Genomic DNA, 18,191 nt, shown 5'->3' with positions numbered 1-18,191 from the left:
TTATTTATTTTCTTTTAAAAATTCATTTTTTCAAGTACAATTTGTAATTTTTATTAGTTGTTTTTGGCTTTAAGCCAAAGGAAAATTTACAAGAATCTATATTTAATTTCGAAAAAAAAAAACCGCATCATATAAAATATAATGCGGTTTTAAATTAAGTGTTAGTCAAACAATTCGTTCAACCAATGTTTCTTCTTGTGATCTTTATAATAACCTTGTTGAGAATTATTACCGTAGGATTGATTCGGCGGACTAACAATTGTTTTTGACTCTGTAGTCGATCGTTCAATTATCTTGTCAAGTTCGCCTCTATCTAGCCAAATTCCTCTGCATTCTGGACAATAATCGATTTCAATTCCTTGTCTGTCTGACATAACAAGGGCAATTTTACATGTGGGACAATTCATAATATTTATTTTTAATTATTTATTAAATCATTTTTTTTTGGAAAAGCAATGGAAAGCAAAACAGAAATTAGTAAAATTCCTGTTATCGCCAGTAATGAATACAAAATTGGAATTTTGTAGAAGTCGACGATTGTCATTTTTATTCCAACAAAAACTAGAATTGCTGATAAACCATATTTTAAGTAATGGAAATATTTTGTAATTCCAGCTAAAGCAAAGTACAGTGCTCTTAAACCTAGTATTGCAAAAACATTTGAAGTAAAAATTATAAAGGTATCATCTGTGATAGCGAGAATAGCCGGTATGGAATCCACAGCAAAAATCAAGTCAGTAAATTCAACTATCAAAAGCACAACAAATAAAGGTGTAGCAAATCGCTTTCCATCGATCTTTACAAAGAATTTACTACCATGAGACTCTTTAGACACAGGATAAAACTTCTTAAAGAGTCTAACTAAAGGATTTTTATCCGGTTGTATATCTTCATCTTTATGAAAGAGCATTTTGATTCCTGTAACAACTAATAAGATTCCAAAAATATAAATAATCCAATGAAACTTACTTATCAACGCTACGCCCGCAAAAATGAAAACTGCGCGCATTGCTAACGCACCTAATATTCCCCAAAACAGAACTTTATGTTGGTATTTAGCTTCTACCTTAAAATACGTAAAGAGCATTATGAATACAAAAAGATTATCTATACTTAAGGACTTTTCGATGACGTAACCTGTTAAAAACTCTATTGCTTTCTGTTTGCCTAAGAAAACGTAAATTCCGTAGTTGAAAATTAATGCAAGGCTAATCCAAACTGCACTCCAAACAAGTGCTTCTTTTATTTTAACCTCGTGAGATTTTCGATGAAAAACACCTAAATCTAAAGCCAACATTAATAGGACAAAACCTAAAAAGCAAATCCAAACAAAACTATCTATTACCATATATATTTTAAATTATGTATTTTATTAAAACAAAACCTCCTATCAAAAAGATTGTAAAGCTGAGGGCTAAAAGATTAAAATATTTATTTATAAAACTTTTAATACTTGGTCCAAATTTCCAAATCAACCAAGCTATTAGGAAAAATCGCGCTCCTCGACTTACAATTGAAGCAAGTGCAAACATCCCTAAATTGATATTGAAAGCGCCAGCAGTTATAGTAAATACTTTATAAGGTATTGGCGTGAAACCAGCTGTGAATATTACCCAAAAATCCCAATTTGTAAATAGAATTTTGATGTTTTCATACAACTCAATTGAAAACCCTGGAACGTTGTTAAAAAAGAAATTGGCAAAAGATGAAAATTCTCCAGCTGATGTTAACCACGCTAAGTTCCCAATTGCATAACCGAGAAAAGCCCCCAGAACAGAGCCTAATGTACAAGTAAATGCATATTTAAAAGCTTTTGAAGATGCTCCTAAAGCTAAAGCAATCAACAAAACATCTGGTGGAATGGGAAAAAAAACTGATTCAGCAAATGCGAGTAAGAAAAGAACAGTAATGCCATACTTTGTCTCTGCCCAACTTAAAACCCAATTATATAATTTTCGAAACCAATTCATTTTATTTAAATTTAAGTGTATTATTATTGCTAATTAGCAAGCAATGACGCTTTCACTATTCCTAGAGTATATCTACTTTTAATCGCTTTTAATGGAATGGAAGTTCAACATGCTTTCACTAATTTTTCTTCTTTTACTTCAAAATTTGAAAAAAAGTTATAAGAATGTGATTGAGTTAACAAACACAGTACTCCCCAGTACAAATTAAAATATTGCAGGAGTAAGTGAATAAGATTCAAAAACAATTAAGAAAAGTCAGTGACTATTAAATAAGTTTTGGCGGTTGCCAAACGGGAAAAAAAGGAAATTTCAGACGTGTAGTCGAATGAAAATAATTGTGATGCGTAATCGATTCAGGTAGAGCGAAAAATTCACTTGCAAAAACTAATTGGTCTTCTTCATTTAATTCCGAATCAGAGTCAATATAATCGCCGTTAGAATGGTTCTCAACGCATAATTCTATTACAGAAGATGTGGGGATTTCTTGAAAACAAATATCAAAAAACAATAGCATGCTCATTATGAGCATTATACTAGTTAGACTGTTTTTTGGATTAATTTTCATGGCGCAAAAATAATTAAAAACTAATATGTTGCTATTTCTAACATCAAGAATTTAGAATTATTTAACAACAATGGTCTATTATAGATACGTCCAACTGAAATTTTTAGAGAATTTATAGCTTTCAAGAATATTTCAAAACCATAAAATCCCGATGTAGATCGGGATTTTTTGATAAAACTTAATTCATTATAAATTAGTGATTATATGCTTACATATTTCTTCTATACTGACCGCCCACTTCAAATAAAGCAGCTGTAATTTGGCCTAAAGAACACACTTTAGTTGCTTCCATCAGATGGTCAAATAAGTTTTCATTTTTAATAGCCGCTTCCTGTATATCGTTCAGCTGCTGTTTAACTTTATCTTGATTCGACTGATGTAAATTATTCAACATCGTAATTTGATATTGTTTTTCTTCTTCCGTTGCACGAATAACCTCAGCAGGAATAACCGTTGGAGAACCTTTAGAACTCAAGAAAGTATTTACACCAATAATTGGGAACTCACCTGTATGCTTTAAAGTTTCGTAATACAACGACTCTTCCTGAATCTTAGAACGTTGATACATTGTTTCCATCGCACCAAGAACTCCACCACGCTCTGTAATTCTATCAAATTCAGCTAAAACTGCAGCTTCTACAAGATCTGTCAATTCTTCGATGATAAAAGCACCTTGAATTGGATTTTCGTTTTTAGCTAAACCTAACTCTTTATTAATAATCAATTGAATCGCCATTGCACGACGAACTGATTCTTCTGTTGGCGTCGTAATTGCTTCATCATAAGCATTAGTATGTAACGAATTACAATTGTCGTAAATGGCATACAATGCTTGCAAAGTAGTACGAATATCATTAAAGTCAATTTCTTGTGCGTGCAAAGAACGTCCTGATGTTTGAATATGGTATTTCAACATTTGTGCTCTTTCATTAGCTCCGTATTTAATTTTCATGGCTTTCGCCCAAATTTTACGCGCTACACGACCAATAACAGCATATTCTGGATCAACTCCATTCGAAAAGAAGAATGATAAATTAGGTCCAAAATCATTAATATTCATTCCTCTGCTCAAATAGTACTCAACATATGTGAATCCATTTGAAAGTGTAAACGCTAATTGTGTAATCGGGTTTGCTCCCGCTTCTGCAATGTGGTAACCAGAAATAGAAACTGAATAAAAGTTTCTGACATTTTTAGTAATAAAATACTCTTGAACATCTCCCATCAATCGCAACGCAAATTCTGTTGAGAAAATACAAGTGTTTTGCGCTTGATCTTCTTTTAGAATATCTGCTTGAACCGTTCCACGAACTTGAGAAAGTGTTCTTGCTTTGATCTCATTATAAACTTCAAGAGGCAAAACTAAATCTCCTGTTACGCCTAGAAGGAATAAACCTAAACCATTATTCCCAGCTGGCAAATCTCCTTGATAATGTGGTCTTGCTACTCCCTTATCTTTATAAATTTTATTTATTTTTTGCTCAACTTCTTTTTCTAAAGCATTCTCCTTGATATAGTACTCACATTGCTGATCGATAGCTGCATTCATAAAAAAACCTAATAACATAGGAGCTGGACCATTGATAGTCATACTTACTGATGTCATCGCATGAACTAAATCAAAACCAGAATACAATTTTTTAGCATCATCTAAACAACATATAGAGACTCCTGCGTTTCCAATTTTCCCATAAATATCAGGACGTACATGTGGATCATTACCATATAAAGTCACACTATCAAAGGCAGTTGACAATCTTTTAGCTGGCAAACCAGCACTCACATAATGAAAACGCTTGTTAGTTCGTTCCGGTCCACCTTCACCTGCAAACATTCTAGATGGATCTTCCCCTTCTCTTTTAAAAGGATATAATCCTGCAGTAAAAGGAAATTCTCCAGGGACATTTTCTTGCAGACACCATCGTAGAATATCTCCCCACGCTTGATATTTAGGTAAAGCGATTTTCGGAATTTGAGAATGCGAAAGTGACTCCGTATGTGTAGCCATTTTAATCTCACGATCCCGAACTTTAAAAGTATAAACTGGATTCTTATATTTATTTACTTTTTCATTCCAAGTCAATATAATTTCCCAGTTGTACGGATCTAAATCCATTTTTACTTTTTCGAATTGATTCAGTAAAAGATTAAGGAAAATTTTGTTTTCAGTAGCTCCCTGTTTTTCAAGTTCGATTGCTGTTGGCATCACTGAATCATCATCAATTCCAACTTTATTAATCGTTGGAACTTTTCCAGAAACACTTTCCAATGTTTTGAATATACCGTATAATTTTTGAGCGACTTGTTCTTGATTAACTGCTGTCACATCATATTTGCGATTGCTTTCAGCTATTTCAGATAAGTAACGCGTCCTATGTGGCGGAATAACATATATTTTCTCACTCATTTCACGCGTGATTTGGAACGTCGATTTCAAATCAGAATTTGTTTTCTCATGGACTTTATCCATAATCGCTTTGTACAGCGTATTCATTCCTGGATCATTGAACTGTGAAGCTATTGTACCAAAAACTGGCATTTCATCAGGATTAACATCCCACATATTATGATTACGTTGGTACTGTTTTTTAACATCCCGAATTGCATCTAAAGCACCTCTTTTATCGAATTTATTCAACGCTACTAAATCAGCAAAATCAAGCATGTCGATTTTTTCTAATTGTGTCGCAGCTCCAAATTCTGGTGTCATTACATATAATGAAACATCAGAGTGATCCATAATTTCCGTATCAGATTGACCAATACCAGAAGTTTCAAGGATTATAATATCATAATTTGCCGCTTTGATTACTTGAATTGCGTCAGCTACATATTTAGATAAAGCCAAATTTGATTGACGTGTCGCTAAGGAACGCATATAAACTCTAGGATTATTAATAGCATTCATGCGAATTCTATCGCCTAATAATGCTCCACCAGTTTTACGTTTAGAAGGATCCACTGAAATTAAACCAATCGTTTTTTCGGGAAAATCAATAAGAAAACGACGTACTAATTCATCAACTAATGAAGATTTTCCTGCTCCACCTGTTCCTGTAATTCCAAGAACGGGAGTTTTGCAATTCTCATTTATTTTTTGGATAGCTTCCAATGCAGGTTTTGCTATTTCAGGAAAATTCTCTGCAGCAGAAATAATTCTTGCAATGGCTGTTGGATTTTTCGATTCTAATTCCTCCAACTCATTTGTCAATTTATCACCAGTTGGAAAATCTGACTGTTGCACTAAATCGTTAATCATTCCTTGCAATCCCATCGCACGCCCATCATCTGGTGCATAGATACGTGTGATTCCGTATGCTTGTAAATCAGCAATTTCAGAAGGTAAAATAACTCCTCCTCCTCCTCCAAATATTTTTATCTGTGGTGCTCCTTTTTCTTGAAGCAAATCATACATATATTTAAAATACTCGTTGTGACCTCCTTGATACGAAGTTATTGCAATAGCATTAGCATCTTCCTGAATTGCAGTATTTACAACCTCTTCAACGCTTCGATCGTGACCTAAGTGGATTACCTCAACACCAGTAGTTTGAATAATTCTACGCATGATATTAATCGCCGCATCATGGCCGTCAAAAAGCGCGGCTGCGGTTACAATTCTTACTTTATTGATGGGGATATATGGTTTTTGTTGTTCCATTTTATGAATATGATAATTTAAGACCGCAATTTACAATTTTATTTTAAAGATTATCTGAAGTTACGGCCGCTTGTTAATAAAAAGGAAAGTTAAATTACTACTAATATGTCTTTATCTAAAGCTTTAGTCAGACTTCAAACAGATTTACATAAATATGCTTCACTATTGTCATTTACTAAACTAAAACAACAATCGATAATTTGTGTTTAAAAAAAGTATGGCTTTGTTTTTGAATAAATAATATTTTTACAAACGCCACGAGGTAATATTAATAAAATAAATAAGTAGACAATGAAAAAAGTTTTAATTTTAATGGTGGCTGTCTCTCTTTCGGGCTGCGCTGAAATGCAACAAGTAATGAACCAATTCCCGCAAACACAAGGCGTAAATGGAATTGATATTGCAGGAGGATTAAAAGAAGCCTTAAACAACGGAATTACGAAGCAAGTAACAAAACTTACCGCTACTGATGGGTTTTATAGAAACGAAGCAGTAAAGATTTTAATGCCTGAAGAACTTAGAAAAGTTGACGCTGGATTAAGAAAATTAGGACTAAGCTCATTAGCTGATGAAGGACTTAAAGTTTTAAATCGTGCTGCTGAAGATGCAGTGAAAGAAGCAACTCCGATATTTATCGACGCAGTTCGTAATATGACTTTTATGGATGCTAAAACAATTTTGATGGGAAGTCAAAACTCAGCGACTAATTATTTACAAAATAGCACTTCGACTGCTCTTTATGGAAAATTTAATCCCGTAATCAAAAACTCATTTACAAAAGTAGGCGCTGATAAAGTTTGGGCAAATATTATTACTAAGTATAACAGCATTCCATTGGTTAACAAAGTAAATCCTGACTTGACTGATTATGTAACAAATCAAGCAATGAATGGTGTTTTTAAAATGGTAGCAGTAGAGGAAAAAAACATTCGAACCAACATAAGTTCTAGAACCTCAGTATTATTACAAAAGGTTTTTGCAATGCAAGATAAGAGGCTGTAATTTTTCTTTTCGAAAGAAGCAAAAATCAGTAAAATGATATTACTTTTTATTGTCAAAAAAGTTAACGTATAGACAACAAAGTAATAACATATCCTTAACAACACAATGCTGGTTTATGTATGATCTTTGCAGAGTAATAAACTGGTTATTTATTATTTTGGTTTTGGTTAGTTAAAGAATTGCCTGCATTTTAAAAATGCAGGCATTTTTTATTTAGCTGTTTTCATAAAGGAAAGAACCGCTTTATTAAAAGCAATAGGTTGCTCTACATTTACTACGTGGCCAGAATTCTCAACCACAAATAATTTAGATGATTTATAATGGCTTTCCACTACTTTTCTAACAGAAGGTAGAAACATATAATCCTCCTCACCCATTACATAAAGTGTAGGTATATTTAATTCTACTTGTCTAAACCACTTAAGTACTGGATTTATTTCAGCTGTCAGTTTAAACCATTTAATAAATTCTTTTTGGTATAGCTTTTTCGCTTCATTGATAAAAAGGATTCTTGATTGTTTATGATTTTTCTTTGGCATAATCACAAAAGCAAAAAGCTTATACAATAATAAATAAGGTAAAACATATTTAAAAATATTTCCAACACGCATCAAAACTTGCGAACGGAAATTCATTTTTAAGATTGCACCGCCTAATATCATACTTTGAACCCTTTCTGGATAAATCTCAGCAAGTTGCCTAATTAGAATAGTACCTAGAGAGATACCGACAAAATGGGATTTTTTAATTTTAAGAAAGTCCAACACTTCCAAAATATCATTGGCTAAAGCCGAAAAAGTATATTTTTGTTTGAAAGCCGTTTTTAAAGTTGTTTTAGACTCTCCGTGACCGCGTAAATCTAAAAGAAGAACGTTGTACTGTTTCTTAAAATCACGAATCTGCTTAAACCAAATAGAAGAGCTACCACCAGCACCATGAACAAAAGTAACCCATTGCTCGCTGTTCTTATTTTCATAAATGGTATAATTGATCACGCCTTTTTTTTGTAAAAATAGAACTTTAATTTTAAATGCCAATCTTAACAAATTATTTTGCTTGTATTATAATTGTAAAATGTAAATTTGCCAAAAAATTACACCATGAAAGGATTATTGAAAGAAGAAAGTGAAATAGAAAAGCTTAAAAGAGAATACGAACAACTCTCTAAAATAAATTTTGATTTGGAAAAAATTGACATCTCAGAAGAAGAACTTGTTCTTGAAAAATGTGAGTTATAATTCTTGATGTAGTTTTTTAAAATATTCAAAAGCTTTCAATAACCGACTTCCATACCAAGAAAACATTTCTCCATCAACAAGAAAAGTTTTTGCATGAGTTGTGTACTGTTTAATTTCTAAAGCATGCTCTTCTTTAAAAGGGTACGGTTCTGAGGAAAGAAAAACTAAATCAGGATTTCCGATCAAAGAAATAGTTTTAATATCAACTTCTGGATAGCGACCTTGATCTTGATACACATTTTCAAAATGATTTAACTTCAATAATTCATTTATAAAATTGTCGGCTCCAGCAACCATATAGGGATCTTTCCAAATAAAATAAGCGACTTTTTGCCACGAATTTCCATCAGTTTTATCTTTAATGAAATTTTTAAAATCAGCTAAGGCAAAAGCTAATTTATCATTCCATTTCTTGGCTTCTGTTCTACAATTAAACAATTGTCCAAAATCAGATATCATTCTAAAATTATCTTCAATTGTAATTATATCTGTAACCCAAACAGTACAAATTTTGCGAAGTTCTTCTACAATTTCTTTAGTGTTTTCCTCCTTGTTACAAATTATGATATCTGGCTTCAGTAATCTGATTTTTTCAAAATGCACTTTTTTAGTTCCACCTACAGGTTTTATAGTTGACTTTAAGTGATATGGATGCACACAAAATTTAGTAATCCCCACTAGTTTACTTTCTAATCCTAACTCATACAACAATTCTGTTTGTGAAGGAACCAGAGAAATAATCCTTGAAGGCGTTATCTCAAAAGTATGTGATATTCCCAACTGATCAATAAGTGTTTTTTGTTTCAATTTTTACAGTTTTTTATACGCAAAATTAGTGTCTAGTGATCATAAAGTGATTAAAGCGCTAATTTTAATTATTCTCGGAATTTAGAATAGATAAATTTAAAACTTAGATAATATTTGCTCCATTTCCTGCTGTATCTTCAAAGCTTCTTCTCTGGCCTTTTGAGTAAAATCAGTTTTGTTTGAAGCATAAATAATCCCACGAGAAGAGTTAATTAGTAAACCTACATTTTTATTCATTCCATATTTACAAACTTCTGAAAGGCTTCCGCCTTGTGCACCAACACCTGGAACTAGCAAGAAACTATCTGGCACAATTTTACGAATTTCGGTAAAGTATTCTGCTTTAGTTGCTCCTACGACATACATCAGTTTATCTGAATTCTTCCAAGTTTTAGAAGTCTCAAGCACTTGCTTGTACAATTCCTTTCCTTTCACATTTAAAGTCTGAAAATCAAAAGCACCTTCATTTGAAGTCAGCGCGAGCATAATAGCATGTTTATTTTCGAAAGCTAAAAAAGGCTCTACCGAATCTTTACCCATGTAAGGAGCTACAGTGACACTGTCAAAATTCATATCTTCAAAAAAAGCTTTAGCGTACATAGTCGATGTATTTCCTATGTCTCCTCGCTTTGCATCGGCAATCGTAAAAATATCTGGGTAAGTAGCGTTTATATACTTGATTGTTTTTTCTAATGCAATCCAACCCTTAATTCCATACGCTTCATAAAAAGCAGTATTAGGCTTATAAGAAACGCACAAATCGTGAGTTGCATCAATAATTGCTTTGTTGAATTCAAATATCGGATCCTCTAACTCTAGTAAATGCGTTGGAATTTTATTTAAATCGACATCTAATCCTACCGTAAGAAAAGATTTTTTAATTTTAATTTGTTCTATTAATTGCTGTGTTGTCATTTTTGAATAGTTGTTTGGCAAAATTACAAACATACTGCTCATATCAAATAAAATATAATAATAAAATTTTACTTTTTAAATACAGTTTAAGAATGACTTTACGCTAGTTTTTTATTAAAAATTATAATAATACAATCAGTTCAAAATGATTACAAATATTAGTTCTCGTATTAGAGTGAAAAGTACGATTTGAAACTCTAAGAAGCAATTAATCCAGAAGTAATATTGTAATAAAATAGTGAGTTTTTTCTATAGAAAATAAAAAAATTAAAAGTATAAGTACTGTTAAAATTTTTTGAATTTAACGTTTGTTCATTTTAAAAAATTGTTGGACATTAGCAGAAATGCAGAATGTAAGTGATTATAAATCAAAACGTATCAAAATAAAGTGTAGTAAAAAAGCCTATATAGAACTTTTACTACGCGAATAACCTACAAAAATTTTTTAGTGCATTAATGCGAAATAGGCAATTAAGTGCAACAATTTTATATCTTTACTCATTAATTAATTTTTTATGAAAGTATATTTAAAATTTGATTATGCCCAACTGACAAAAAAAATTGTTCAGGAAAAGCTATCTGAATTAGGATATAAATACAATTTTATTGGTTTTGGCGAATTCAATTTTTTAGAAAAAGTTCCCTCTTCAAAAATAGCTGAAATCACTAGTGTTTTTAGAGAATACGGTATCGAAATAGTGGAGAGTCAGAAAAGTGTTTTGGTTCAAAAAATAAAGGATACGATAGTTGAAATGGTGCATAGTGAAACTCCATTAAACATAAAAAGTTCAGTGTATATTGCTGAGAAATTAAACCTTAGCTACGCTTACTTGTCTAACGTTTTTTCAGAAGTTACTTACACTTCTATTGAAAACTTTATTATAATACAAAAGATAGAATTAGCTAAGCAATTGATGATAAACACACCTCTTAATTTAACCGAAATTTCCATTCAATTAAATTATTCGAGTGTGGCACATTTAAGCACGCAGTTCAAGCATATGACAGGAATGACGCCATCTGCTTTTCAAAAAATCATAGTTAAAAGAAGAGAAATATCAAATAAAAAACAATAGCTAAACCGTTACAAACATGAATACTGATTTTATAAACATCTGTCTTGCAGACGATGACGAGGACGACAGATTGTTTTTTACAGATGCGTTTGATGAATTAAGAATAAACACGAAAGTGAGTACTTTTAATGATGGTGTTGAATTGATGAATTATTTAAATAATGAAGATTCAATTTTGCCTAACGTATTGTTTTTAGATTTAAACATGCCTAAAAAAAATGGTGTAGAATGTCTACTTGAAATTAAGCAAAACGAAAAATTTAGTGACATTGCAATTGCAATTTATTCAACTTCATCCTCGGAAGAGCATATTGAAGAGACATTCATTAATGGAGCTAATATCTACATCAAAAAGCCGAATGATTTCGAAAAATTAAAAAAAATACTTTCAGAAGTAGTGACTTTGAACTGGCAGTACCATACTTCAGGTTTAAATAAAGACAATTTTCTAATGAGAATGTAAGATGAAACGTATCGGACTTCATAAATCACCTCTGTTTCTAAAGATAATATTTGTTGTTTCAGTAGCAATCATATTTTTTATTGGTGGGATTACTTTCAAGCATATTACGGTTTTAAAAAAATCGTCTGCTTATGTTAGTAATAGTTATGAAGTTAATATTGAATTAGAACGTTTGATGTCTTGTATAAAAGATGCTGAGACTGGACAACGAGGTTATCTACTGAGTAAGGATAAAAAATTTCTTATTCCATATCAAAATTCAGGATCACTGATTAAAAAGTCGCATCAAAGAATTTCAGAACTAACTTCAAATAGTAGAACACAGCAAAACAATCTTAAAACTCTTCAATATCATATCAATAAACGTTTAAATTATCTCTCTAAAAATCTTTATCTCGTACAGCATGAGAAATATAGCGAAGATGAATTAGAATATAATTTAATCACTGGGCAAAAATCAATGGATTCTATTCGCCTTAGAATAGAAGATATGATTATTACACAAAAGGTACTTTTAAAAAATAGACAGAAGGATTATGATTCAACTATGAATTATACTCCGCTACTTATCTATTTAACGTTGATTATAACCTTAATTTTAATCACCATTGCTTTTGTCAAAATGAATAGAGATTTAATTCTATTAAAGAATACTATTCATACGCTCACCGTCGAAATTGAAGCCAATAAATTATCTGAAATTGTTGGAAATTTTGGTAGTTGGAAATTAGATATTGAAACAAATACCTACACCTTTTCAGATAATGAATACCGTCTGCTTGGCTGTGAACCACAATCATTTGAAGCCAGTAAAGAAGGCTTTTTGAAGTTCATTCATCCAGACGATTTAGAATTCGTAAAAGAAAGCGCCAATAATGCTGTTATGAATGATTCTCGCGTTCCATTTATGTACCGTGTAATTCGAAAAGATGGCGAAGTGAGATATTTTAAAGATATGGGCCAAGTGGTTTCATTTGCTTCTCAAAATAAAACATACATAGGTACAACTAGAGACATCACTTCAGAAATTGATGATAAGATAACTACTGAAGAAAGAAATAGAGAATTAGAAAGTAATAACAAGGAATTGAGTGCCTTTAATTACATCGCAAGTCACGATTTACAAGAACCGCTGCGTAAAATTGAAACGTTTATTTCGAGGTTAATAAGTAAAGATCACGATAATATTTCTACTTCAGGACAGCAGTATATAGCTAGTATTCAAAAATCAGCGAATAGAATGCGCGTTCTCATCGAAGATTTGCTTCAGTTCTCTAGAACAAATAAAGCAGAAAAAACATTTCAACTCTCTAACTTAAATTGCTTACTGGATAATGCAAAACAAGAATTAGCGCAAACAATTGAAGAAAAAAAAGCTGTGTTAACGAGCAGCGTTTTACCTTCTTTATCAATAATACCATTCCAAATCCAACAACTATTTATCAATTTGATAGGCAATTCGCTTAAATATAGTAAAGCAAACGAGGCACCTTCTATTAGTATCAATTACTCTATTATTGTTGCTAACGAAGAAGAATTCTTGCCTGACACTTATCATGAATACCACAAGATAACGGTGGAGGACAACGGAATAGGTTTTGACCAAGAATACGCTAAAAATATTTTTGTCCTCTTTAATAGACTTCACAATAAAAATGAATACCAAGGAACTGGAATAGGATTAGCTATTTGCAAGAAAATAGTTGAAAATCATAAAGGTTTCATCTTTGCAAAAGGAGTACTTCACGAAGGATCTACCTTTATTATATACTTGCCAGTAGAACAAAAACAGGCTTAATATTTCTCCAAGTCGAAATTGTAGCTAACAATTGATTCTTTAGTGGTGCTTATACTTAAAAATTCTAAAACAACATTAAAGATTTACTCCTCTCTTTCTAAAAATTTTTACATCCCAATTTACTTGTAGAACTACCTCACCGTATTTCAAGCAGATTCTGTTGAATTCTGTAAGTAAAAGTTATAGATATTTCCTATAAGTGATTTTACAATGAATATACTTCCGCGCAAAAATAGGATACGCGATTAATAATATGAACATCAACGACTTGTACTTAATATCAAAAAACTAAAAAATAGAACATAAATAGTTTTACAAACAAAGACATTATTTCGCTGAAATAAACAGAAAAAATCAAACCATTAAATTCTATAAATATTTTCAAAAAGGATGTAACTGCAAAACTTGAATCAAATTGCAACTTTGTAGAATTAAAAACGCAATGATACAAACTCAAATATGGTATTTGATTGCACAAACAAAAACTTAAATAAAATACTTAAACTATGAAAAACGTTTTCAATATCAAAACAGTTCTTACAACACTAGCTTTAGTTCTAGGATTAGCAACAGCAAGCGCACAAGAAGCAAAAAATTACGATCAAGGTTTTAGATTAGGTTTCGGAATCAATGGTGGAGTTCCTATTAATAATCAATATGATTTTAGCCTTGGCGCTGATGCAAGAGTTCAATATGATTTGTCTCAAAAATACTCTTTAACTTTTACTACTGGATTTTCAAATATGTTTGCACCAGGAAAAGATAACGACTTAGGATACATTCCTGCTAAAGCTGGATTTAAAGCTTTCGTTTTAAAAGATCAATTGTATTTAATGGGAGAAGTTGGTGCTGCATTTGCTGTAACTAATGGATATGATAAAACATCATTGTTATTAAGTCCTGGAATTGGGTACGCAACTAGTAAAGTAGACATTAGCTTAAGATACGAACACTTTAATGATTTTGCTATCATTAGAAACGGAGCTGTTAAAGAAGGTTTAGGTCAAGTTTCACTTAGATTAGCTTACGGTTTTAAAATATAATAGAACACAATGAAAAATTTATCGACATTATTAACTCTTTTTGTTCTTCTGGTTACTTTTACTTCCTGTAAAACTGATCAGCAGAAAAAAGCAGAGATAGTGACAAACAATTATGTTAGATATATTGATTCGGTTACTAAGAAAGGGATTAGCAATGCCATTATTGATTGGAATCACATCGCGAAAGGTTTCGAGAAGAAGTCAAACGAACTCAATATAGAAATTGACAAATTGGAGAATGTTAAACGTTTCGATGATAAGATTAATCCTGCTACAGCAAAATACGAAGATTTTAGAAACATAGTATTTGAAAAGAAATTACAGCAGGAAAAAAATCTCTCTTTACAATAAATGAATTGGTTAGTTTATAAAAAAAAGCCAGCGGAAAATAAATTTTCGCTGGCTTTTGATTTATAAAAGATTCTAATTTGATTTAGAATACTTCGCTTGCTTCTTTTAACTTCTCCATATTGTTAACTAATTGTAACTCATCAATTAGTTTCTGAATTTTACCATTCATTACACCATCCATATCAAAAACATCCATCCCAACTCGGTGATCAGTAACACGACCTTGTGAATAGTTATAGGTACGAATTTTTGCAGAACGGTCACCTGAACTTACTTGTGAAGTACGTTTAGTAGCATCTTCAGCCTGCTTTTTAGCTAATTCTTGTTCGTATAAACGAGAACGTAAAACACCAAAAGCCTTATCCTTATTTTTATGTTGTGATTTTTGATCTTGGCATTGCGCTACTAAACCTGTAGGAATGTGTGTCAAACGAACTGCCGATTTAGTTGTATTCACTGATTGTCCACCTGGTCCTGACGAACAGAAAAAATCAACACGTACATCATTCATATCAATTTGCACATCAAACTCTTCAGCTTCTGGAAGTACCATAACTGTCGCTGCAGAAGTGTGTACACGACCTTGTGTTTCCGTTTGTGGAACACGCTGTACGCGGTGAACACCAGCTTCAAATTTTAATGTTCCGTAAACATCTTCCCCGCTTACTTCAAAAATAACCTCTTTGAATCCGCCAGAAGTTCCTTCATTCATATCAACTACAGAAGTTCTCCAGCCTCTATTTTCGCAATATTTTGTGTACATACGAAACAAATCACCTGCAAAAATACTCGCTTCATCCCCACCCGTTCCGGCACGAATTTCAACCATAACATTTTTAGCATCTTCTGCATCTTTAGGAATCAACATAAATTTGATTTCATCCTCAAGTGCTGGCAATCTTTCTTTTGCCTCATCAAGCTGCATTTTGGCCATTTCGGTCATATCTGCATCGCTATTATCAGCAATTATTTCATTAGCTTCATCGATATTAGCCATCAAAACCACGTATTCATCGCGTTTCTCTGCTAAAGCTTTTAAACTTTTATATTCTTGATTCAATTGCACATAACGCTTCTGATCTGAGATTACATCCGGTTGAATGATTAAATCCGAAATCTCATCGAAACGTTGCTTTACTATTTGAAGTCTATCTAACATTTTCTATTCTTTTATTGGAATGCAAAATTACGAAATTTTTATTTATAGTTCGATACTTGCTCTTTTCAATTTTACTCCTTTTAAATAATGCTATTTCTTGGAGCTACTTCCTGCTTTCCGCTTGTATCTTTTATTTTAGTTTTATGCTGCCGCTACTAACTAAAATAAAAGGATATCGCTACAATCAGGGCTAGTATTTTCTGCTAGTTAAAATTATTTCTAGATTTCTAGATTGTTTTTTATACGTCACTTTTTTGAATCTTCTAATGAATGCTATCCCTTTTAAGAGAGATAAAATCAAAGGTCTATTCTTTCTTAATTCTCACAAACTATAACTCATAAATAGTTCTCTAAAAATTAATTTTTAAATGAAAAATAAAATTGAAAAATAAGAACGTTCTTATAGTACCTTTGGACTGCTTTAAAAAGATAAAGTAGTAAAAAAATAGTTTGTATGCCTACAGTGATTACTCCTATAAATGAAGACGAAAATACTTCTGCTGCTCAATTATTGATCGCTAATAAAAATTTAGCTTTACAAATTATTGAGACAAAAACACGCGAAGCGCAGTTAGTTATCGCTAACGCTAAACTTGTTTTTCAAAACAAAGAAAAAGAAAATCGCGCCGCCGAATTAGTCATTGCTAATCAAGAATTAGTTTTTCAGAATCAAGAAAAGCAAAATCTAGCGGAAGAGCTACTTGTAGCTAACACTCAACTTGAGTTTCAAAATAAAGAAAAGCGGGATCGTGCCGCTGAATTAATTATTGCTAATCAAGAATTAGCGTATCAAAATAAAGAAAAGCAAAAACGAGCGGAAGAACTAATTGTAGCCAACACGGAACTTAAGTTTCAGAATATTGAAAAGGAAAATCGTGCCGCTGAATTAATTGTTGCTAATCAAGAACTAGCCTACCAAAATCAAGAAAAGCAAAAAAGAGCGGAAGAATTAATTGTGGCCAACACCGAACTTAAGTTTCAAAATAAAGAAAAAGAAAAACGTGCCGCTGAATTAATTATTGCTAATCGAGAACTAGCCTACCAAAATCAAGAAAAGCAAAAACGAGCAGAGGAATTAATTGTAGCCAACACGGAACTAGGGTTTCAAAATGAAGAAAAAGAAAAGCGTGCAGCCGAATTAATTATTGCAAATCTTGAACTTGCATACCAAAATCAAGAAAAGCAGAAACGAGCTGAAGAATTAATTGTCGCCAATACTGAACTTGAATTTCAAAATCAAGAAAAGGAAAAGCGTGCGGCTGAACTAGTTATTGCCAATCAAGAATTAGCGTATCAAAATGAAGAAAAGCAAAAAAGAGCGGATGAACTAATTATTGCTAATGAAGAGTTAGAGTTTCAAAATAAAGAAAAAGAAAAACGTGCTAACGAATTATTGATAGCTAACAAAGAGATAGAATCATTTACTTATATTTCTAGTCACGATTTACAAGAACCACTGCGAAAAATCCAATCATTTTCCGGAAGGATATTTGTTGAGGAGTATGATAATTTATCAGCTATGGGTAAATATTATGTAGAGAGAACAAAGCTCTCTGCATTACATATGCAAACTCTTATCAATGATTTGCTTGCTTATTCACGAACAAATACTACCCAAAGAAAATTTGTAAACAGTGATTTAAACCAAGTGGTTAAAGAAGCTATGGAAATGCTTAAGGACGACTTGCTTCAAACAGATGCAACGATCGAGTTTGATGACTTATGTGAAATAAATATTATTCCATTTCAATTTCGTCAATTAATACAAAACTTAATTAGTAATTCACTTAAATTTTCGATTCCTGGTCAAAAGCCACACATAATAATCAAAAGTAACTTTGTAGCGTACGATGAAAACAGTACAAAAAATTTTAAATTAAAATCAGATTACTATCACATCAGTATCAAAGACAACGGTATTGGATTTGAGGCGGAATACAAAGACAAAATTTTTGAGATATTCCAACGATTAAACGATCGAAAAAACTACTCAGGAACTGGAATTGGGCTTACAATAGCGAGAAAAATTGTTGAAAATCATAATGGAATAATTACTGGTGAAGGAGTGCTCAATCAAGGTGCCCGATTCGATATTTACATTCCTGCACAGCATTAATTTAAAAAACGCAATCTAATTTATGAT

General features: G+C 31.9%; 17 protein-coding genes. 8 read left to right on the top strand and 9 right to left on the bottom strand.

Features of this window, described 5'->3' with window-relative positions; genetic code table 11:
* Positions 1 to 161: 161 nt before the first annotated feature.
* The 5 genes from BC961_RS02385 to BC961_RS02365 all read right to left on the bottom strand — a co-directional run bounded on the left by BC961_RS02385 (position 162) and on the right by BC961_RS02365 (position 6,196).
* Positions 162 to 407 (bottom strand): TFIIB-type zinc ribbon-containing protein, encoded by a 246-nt coding sequence (locus BC961_RS02385; protein ID WP_121924245.1) that lies wholly within the window; start codon positions 405 to 407, stop codon positions 162 to 164.
* An 11-nt stretch (positions 408 to 418) separates the two neighbouring features.
* On the bottom strand, positions 419 to 1,348 hold the full coding sequence (locus BC961_RS02380) for a TerC family protein (RefSeq protein WP_121924244.1): 930 nt from the start codon (positions 1,346 to 1,348) through the stop codon (positions 419 to 421).
* Positions 1,349 to 1,355: 7 nt separating this feature from the next.
* The gene (locus tag BC961_RS02375) at positions 1,356 to 1,970 is read right to left on the bottom strand and encodes a YqaA family protein (protein ID WP_121924243.1); all 615 of its coding nucleotides are present in this window, start codon (positions 1,968 to 1,970) and stop codon (positions 1,356 to 1,358) included.
* A gap of 265 nt (positions 1,971 to 2,235) precedes the next feature.
* Positions 2,236 to 2,535: a hypothetical protein gene (locus BC961_RS02370; RefSeq protein WP_121924242.1), complete on the bottom strand. Its 300-nt coding sequence runs from the start codon at positions 2,533 to 2,535 to the stop codon at positions 2,236 to 2,238.
* A 208-nt stretch (positions 2,536 to 2,743) separates the two neighbouring features.
* Positions 2,744 to 6,196: a methylmalonyl-CoA mutase family protein gene (locus tag BC961_RS02365; RefSeq protein WP_121924241.1), complete on the bottom strand. Its 3,453-nt coding sequence runs from the start codon at positions 6,194 to 6,196 to the stop codon at positions 2,744 to 2,746.
* A gap of 291 nt (positions 6,197 to 6,487) precedes the next feature.
* Here BC961_RS02365 and BC961_RS02360 point away from each other — a divergent pair, with 291 nt between their 5' ends.
* Positions 6,488 to 7,198 carry a DUF4197 domain-containing protein gene (locus BC961_RS02360; protein WP_121924240.1) on the top strand — a complete coding sequence of 237 codons (711 nt, stop codon included), beginning with the start codon at positions 6,488 to 6,490 and terminating at the stop codon, positions 7,196 to 7,198.
* Between the two features lie 209 nt (positions 7,199 to 7,407).
* Here the strand turns inward: BC961_RS02360 and BC961_RS02355 are convergent, their stop codons facing one another.
* Positions 7,408 to 8,193: an alpha/beta fold hydrolase gene (locus BC961_RS02355; RefSeq protein ID WP_121924511.1), complete on the bottom strand. Its 786-nt coding sequence runs from the start codon at positions 8,191 to 8,193 to the stop codon at positions 7,408 to 7,410.
* 105 nt (positions 8,194 to 8,298) lie between these two features.
* Here BC961_RS02355 and BC961_RS14680 point away from each other — a divergent pair, with 105 nt between their 5' ends.
* Positions 8,299 to 8,436 (top strand): hypothetical protein, encoded by a 138-nt coding sequence (locus BC961_RS14680; RefSeq protein WP_170151279.1) that lies wholly within the window; start codon positions 8,299 to 8,301, stop codon positions 8,434 to 8,436.
* Here the strand turns inward: BC961_RS14680 and BC961_RS02350 are convergent.
* Positions 8,431 to 9,243 (bottom strand): ABC transporter substrate-binding protein, encoded by an 813-nt coding sequence (locus tag BC961_RS02350; protein ID WP_121924239.1) that lies wholly within the window; start codon positions 9,241 to 9,243, stop codon positions 8,431 to 8,433. The genes BC961_RS14680 and BC961_RS02350 overlap by 6 nt on opposite strands.
* Before the next feature lie 96 nt (positions 9,244 to 9,339).
* On the bottom strand, positions 9,340 to 10,158 hold the full coding sequence (gene pyrF / locus BC961_RS02345) for an orotidine-5'-phosphate decarboxylase (protein WP_121924238.1): 819 nt from the start codon (positions 10,156 to 10,158) through the stop codon (positions 9,340 to 9,342).
* A gap of 515 nt (positions 10,159 to 10,673) precedes the next feature.
* Here pyrF and BC961_RS02340 point away from each other — a divergent pair.
* From BC961_RS02340 to BC961_RS02320, 5 genes are all read left to right on the top strand, one after another.
* Positions 10,674 to 11,234, top strand: coding sequence for a helix-turn-helix domain-containing protein (locus tag BC961_RS02340; protein ID WP_121924237.1), 561 nt, complete (start codon positions 10,674 to 10,676; stop codon positions 11,232 to 11,234).
* Between the two features lie 16 nt (positions 11,235 to 11,250).
* Complete coding sequence (locus tag BC961_RS02335) at positions 11,251 to 11,697, top strand: response regulator (protein ID WP_121924236.1); 447 nt, start codon at positions 11,251 to 11,253, stop codon at positions 11,695 to 11,697.
* 1 nt (position 11,698) lies between these two features.
* Entirely contained in the window at positions 11,699 to 13,495 is a 1,797-nt protein-coding gene (locus BC961_RS02330) for a CHASE3 domain-containing protein (protein WP_121924235.1), read from the top strand.
* A 506-nt stretch (positions 13,496 to 14,001) separates the two neighbouring features.
* Positions 14,002 to 14,538, top strand: a complete 537-nt coding sequence (locus tag BC961_RS02325; RefSeq protein WP_211331301.1) for a hypothetical protein — start codon at positions 14,002 to 14,004, stop codon at positions 14,536 to 14,538.
* Between the two features lie 9 nt (positions 14,539 to 14,547).
* Complete coding sequence (locus BC961_RS02320) at positions 14,548 to 14,889, top strand: hypothetical protein (RefSeq protein WP_121924234.1); 342 nt, start codon at positions 14,548 to 14,550, stop codon at positions 14,887 to 14,889.
* Positions 14,890 to 14,971: 82 nt separating this feature from the next.
* On the opposite strand, the gene prfA is transcribed toward BC961_RS02320, so the two are convergent.
* The gene (gene prfA / locus BC961_RS02315; protein WP_121924233.1) at positions 14,972 to 16,048 is read right to left on the bottom strand and encodes a peptide chain release factor 1; all 1,077 of its coding nucleotides are present in this window, start codon (positions 16,046 to 16,048) and stop codon (positions 14,972 to 14,974) included.
* 454 nt (positions 16,049 to 16,502) lie between these two features.
* On the opposite strand from prfA, the gene BC961_RS02310 reads away from it, so the two are divergent.
* A complete protein-coding gene (locus BC961_RS02310; RefSeq protein WP_121924232.1) occupies positions 16,503 to 18,164 on the top strand; it encodes a sensor histidine kinase in 1,662 nt (553 codons plus the stop codon).
* Positions 18,165 to 18,191 lie beyond the last annotated feature (27 nt).

The organism is Flavobacterium weaverense, assembly GCF_003688495.1.
In the GTDB taxonomy this organism is placed as follows: domain Bacteria; phylum Bacteroidota; class Bacteroidia; order Flavobacteriales; family Flavobacteriaceae; genus Flavobacterium; species Flavobacterium weaverense.
This window is presented reverse-complemented; position numbering and strand designations above follow the sequence as displayed.

Excerpts from the sequence above, each read along its gene's own strand:
- BC961_RS02365 (WP_121924241.1), bottom strand. The coding sequence starts at position 6,196 with ATGGAACAACAAAAACCATATATCCCCATCAATAAAGTAAGAATTGTA.
- BC961_RS02335 (WP_121924236.1), top strand. The coding sequence starts at position 11,251 with ATGAATACTGATTTTATAAACATCTGTCTTGCAGACGATGACGAGGAC.
- BC961_RS02375 (WP_121924243.1), bottom strand. The coding sequence starts at position 1,970 with ATGAATTGGTTTCGAAAATTATATAATTGGGTTTTAAGTTGGGCAGAG.
- BC961_RS02380 (WP_121924244.1), bottom strand. The coding sequence starts at position 1,348 with ATGGTAATAGATAGTTTTGTTTGGATTTGCTTTTTAGGTTTTGTCCTA.
- prfA (WP_121924233.1), bottom strand. The coding sequence starts at position 16,048 with ATGTTAGATAGACTTCAAATAGTAAAGCAACGTTTCGATGAGATTTCG.
- BC961_RS02320 (WP_121924234.1), top strand. The coding sequence starts at position 14,548 with ATGAAAAATTTATCGACATTATTAACTCTTTTTGTTCTTCTGGTTACT.
- BC961_RS02330 (WP_121924235.1), top strand. The coding sequence starts at position 11,699 with ATGAAACGTATCGGACTTCATAAATCACCTCTGTTTCTAAAGATAATA.
- pyrF (WP_121924238.1), bottom strand. The coding sequence starts at position 10,158 with ATGACAACACAGCAATTAATAGAACAAATTAAAATTAAAAAATCTTTT.
- BC961_RS02370 (WP_121924242.1), bottom strand. The coding sequence starts at position 2,535 with ATGAAAATTAATCCAAAAAACAGTCTAACTAGTATAATGCTCATAATG.
- BC961_RS02325 (WP_211331301.1), top strand. The coding sequence starts at position 14,002 with ATGAAAAACGTTTTCAATATCAAAACAGTTCTTACAACACTAGCTTTA.
- BC961_RS02310 (WP_121924232.1), top strand. The coding sequence starts at position 16,503 with ATGCCTACAGTGATTACTCCTATAAATGAAGACGAAAATACTTCTGCT.
- BC961_RS02385 (WP_121924245.1), bottom strand. The coding sequence starts at position 407 with ATGAATTGTCCCACATGTAAAATTGCCCTTGTTATGTCAGACAGACAA.
- BC961_RS14680 (WP_170151279.1), top strand. The coding sequence starts at position 8,299 with ATGAAAGGATTATTGAAAGAAGAAAGTGAAATAGAAAAGCTTAAAAGA.
- BC961_RS02340 (WP_121924237.1), top strand. The coding sequence starts at position 10,674 with ATGAAAGTATATTTAAAATTTGATTATGCCCAACTGACAAAAAAAATT.
- BC961_RS02360 (WP_121924240.1), top strand. The coding sequence starts at position 6,488 with ATGAAAAAAGTTTTAATTTTAATGGTGGCTGTCTCTCTTTCGGGCTGC.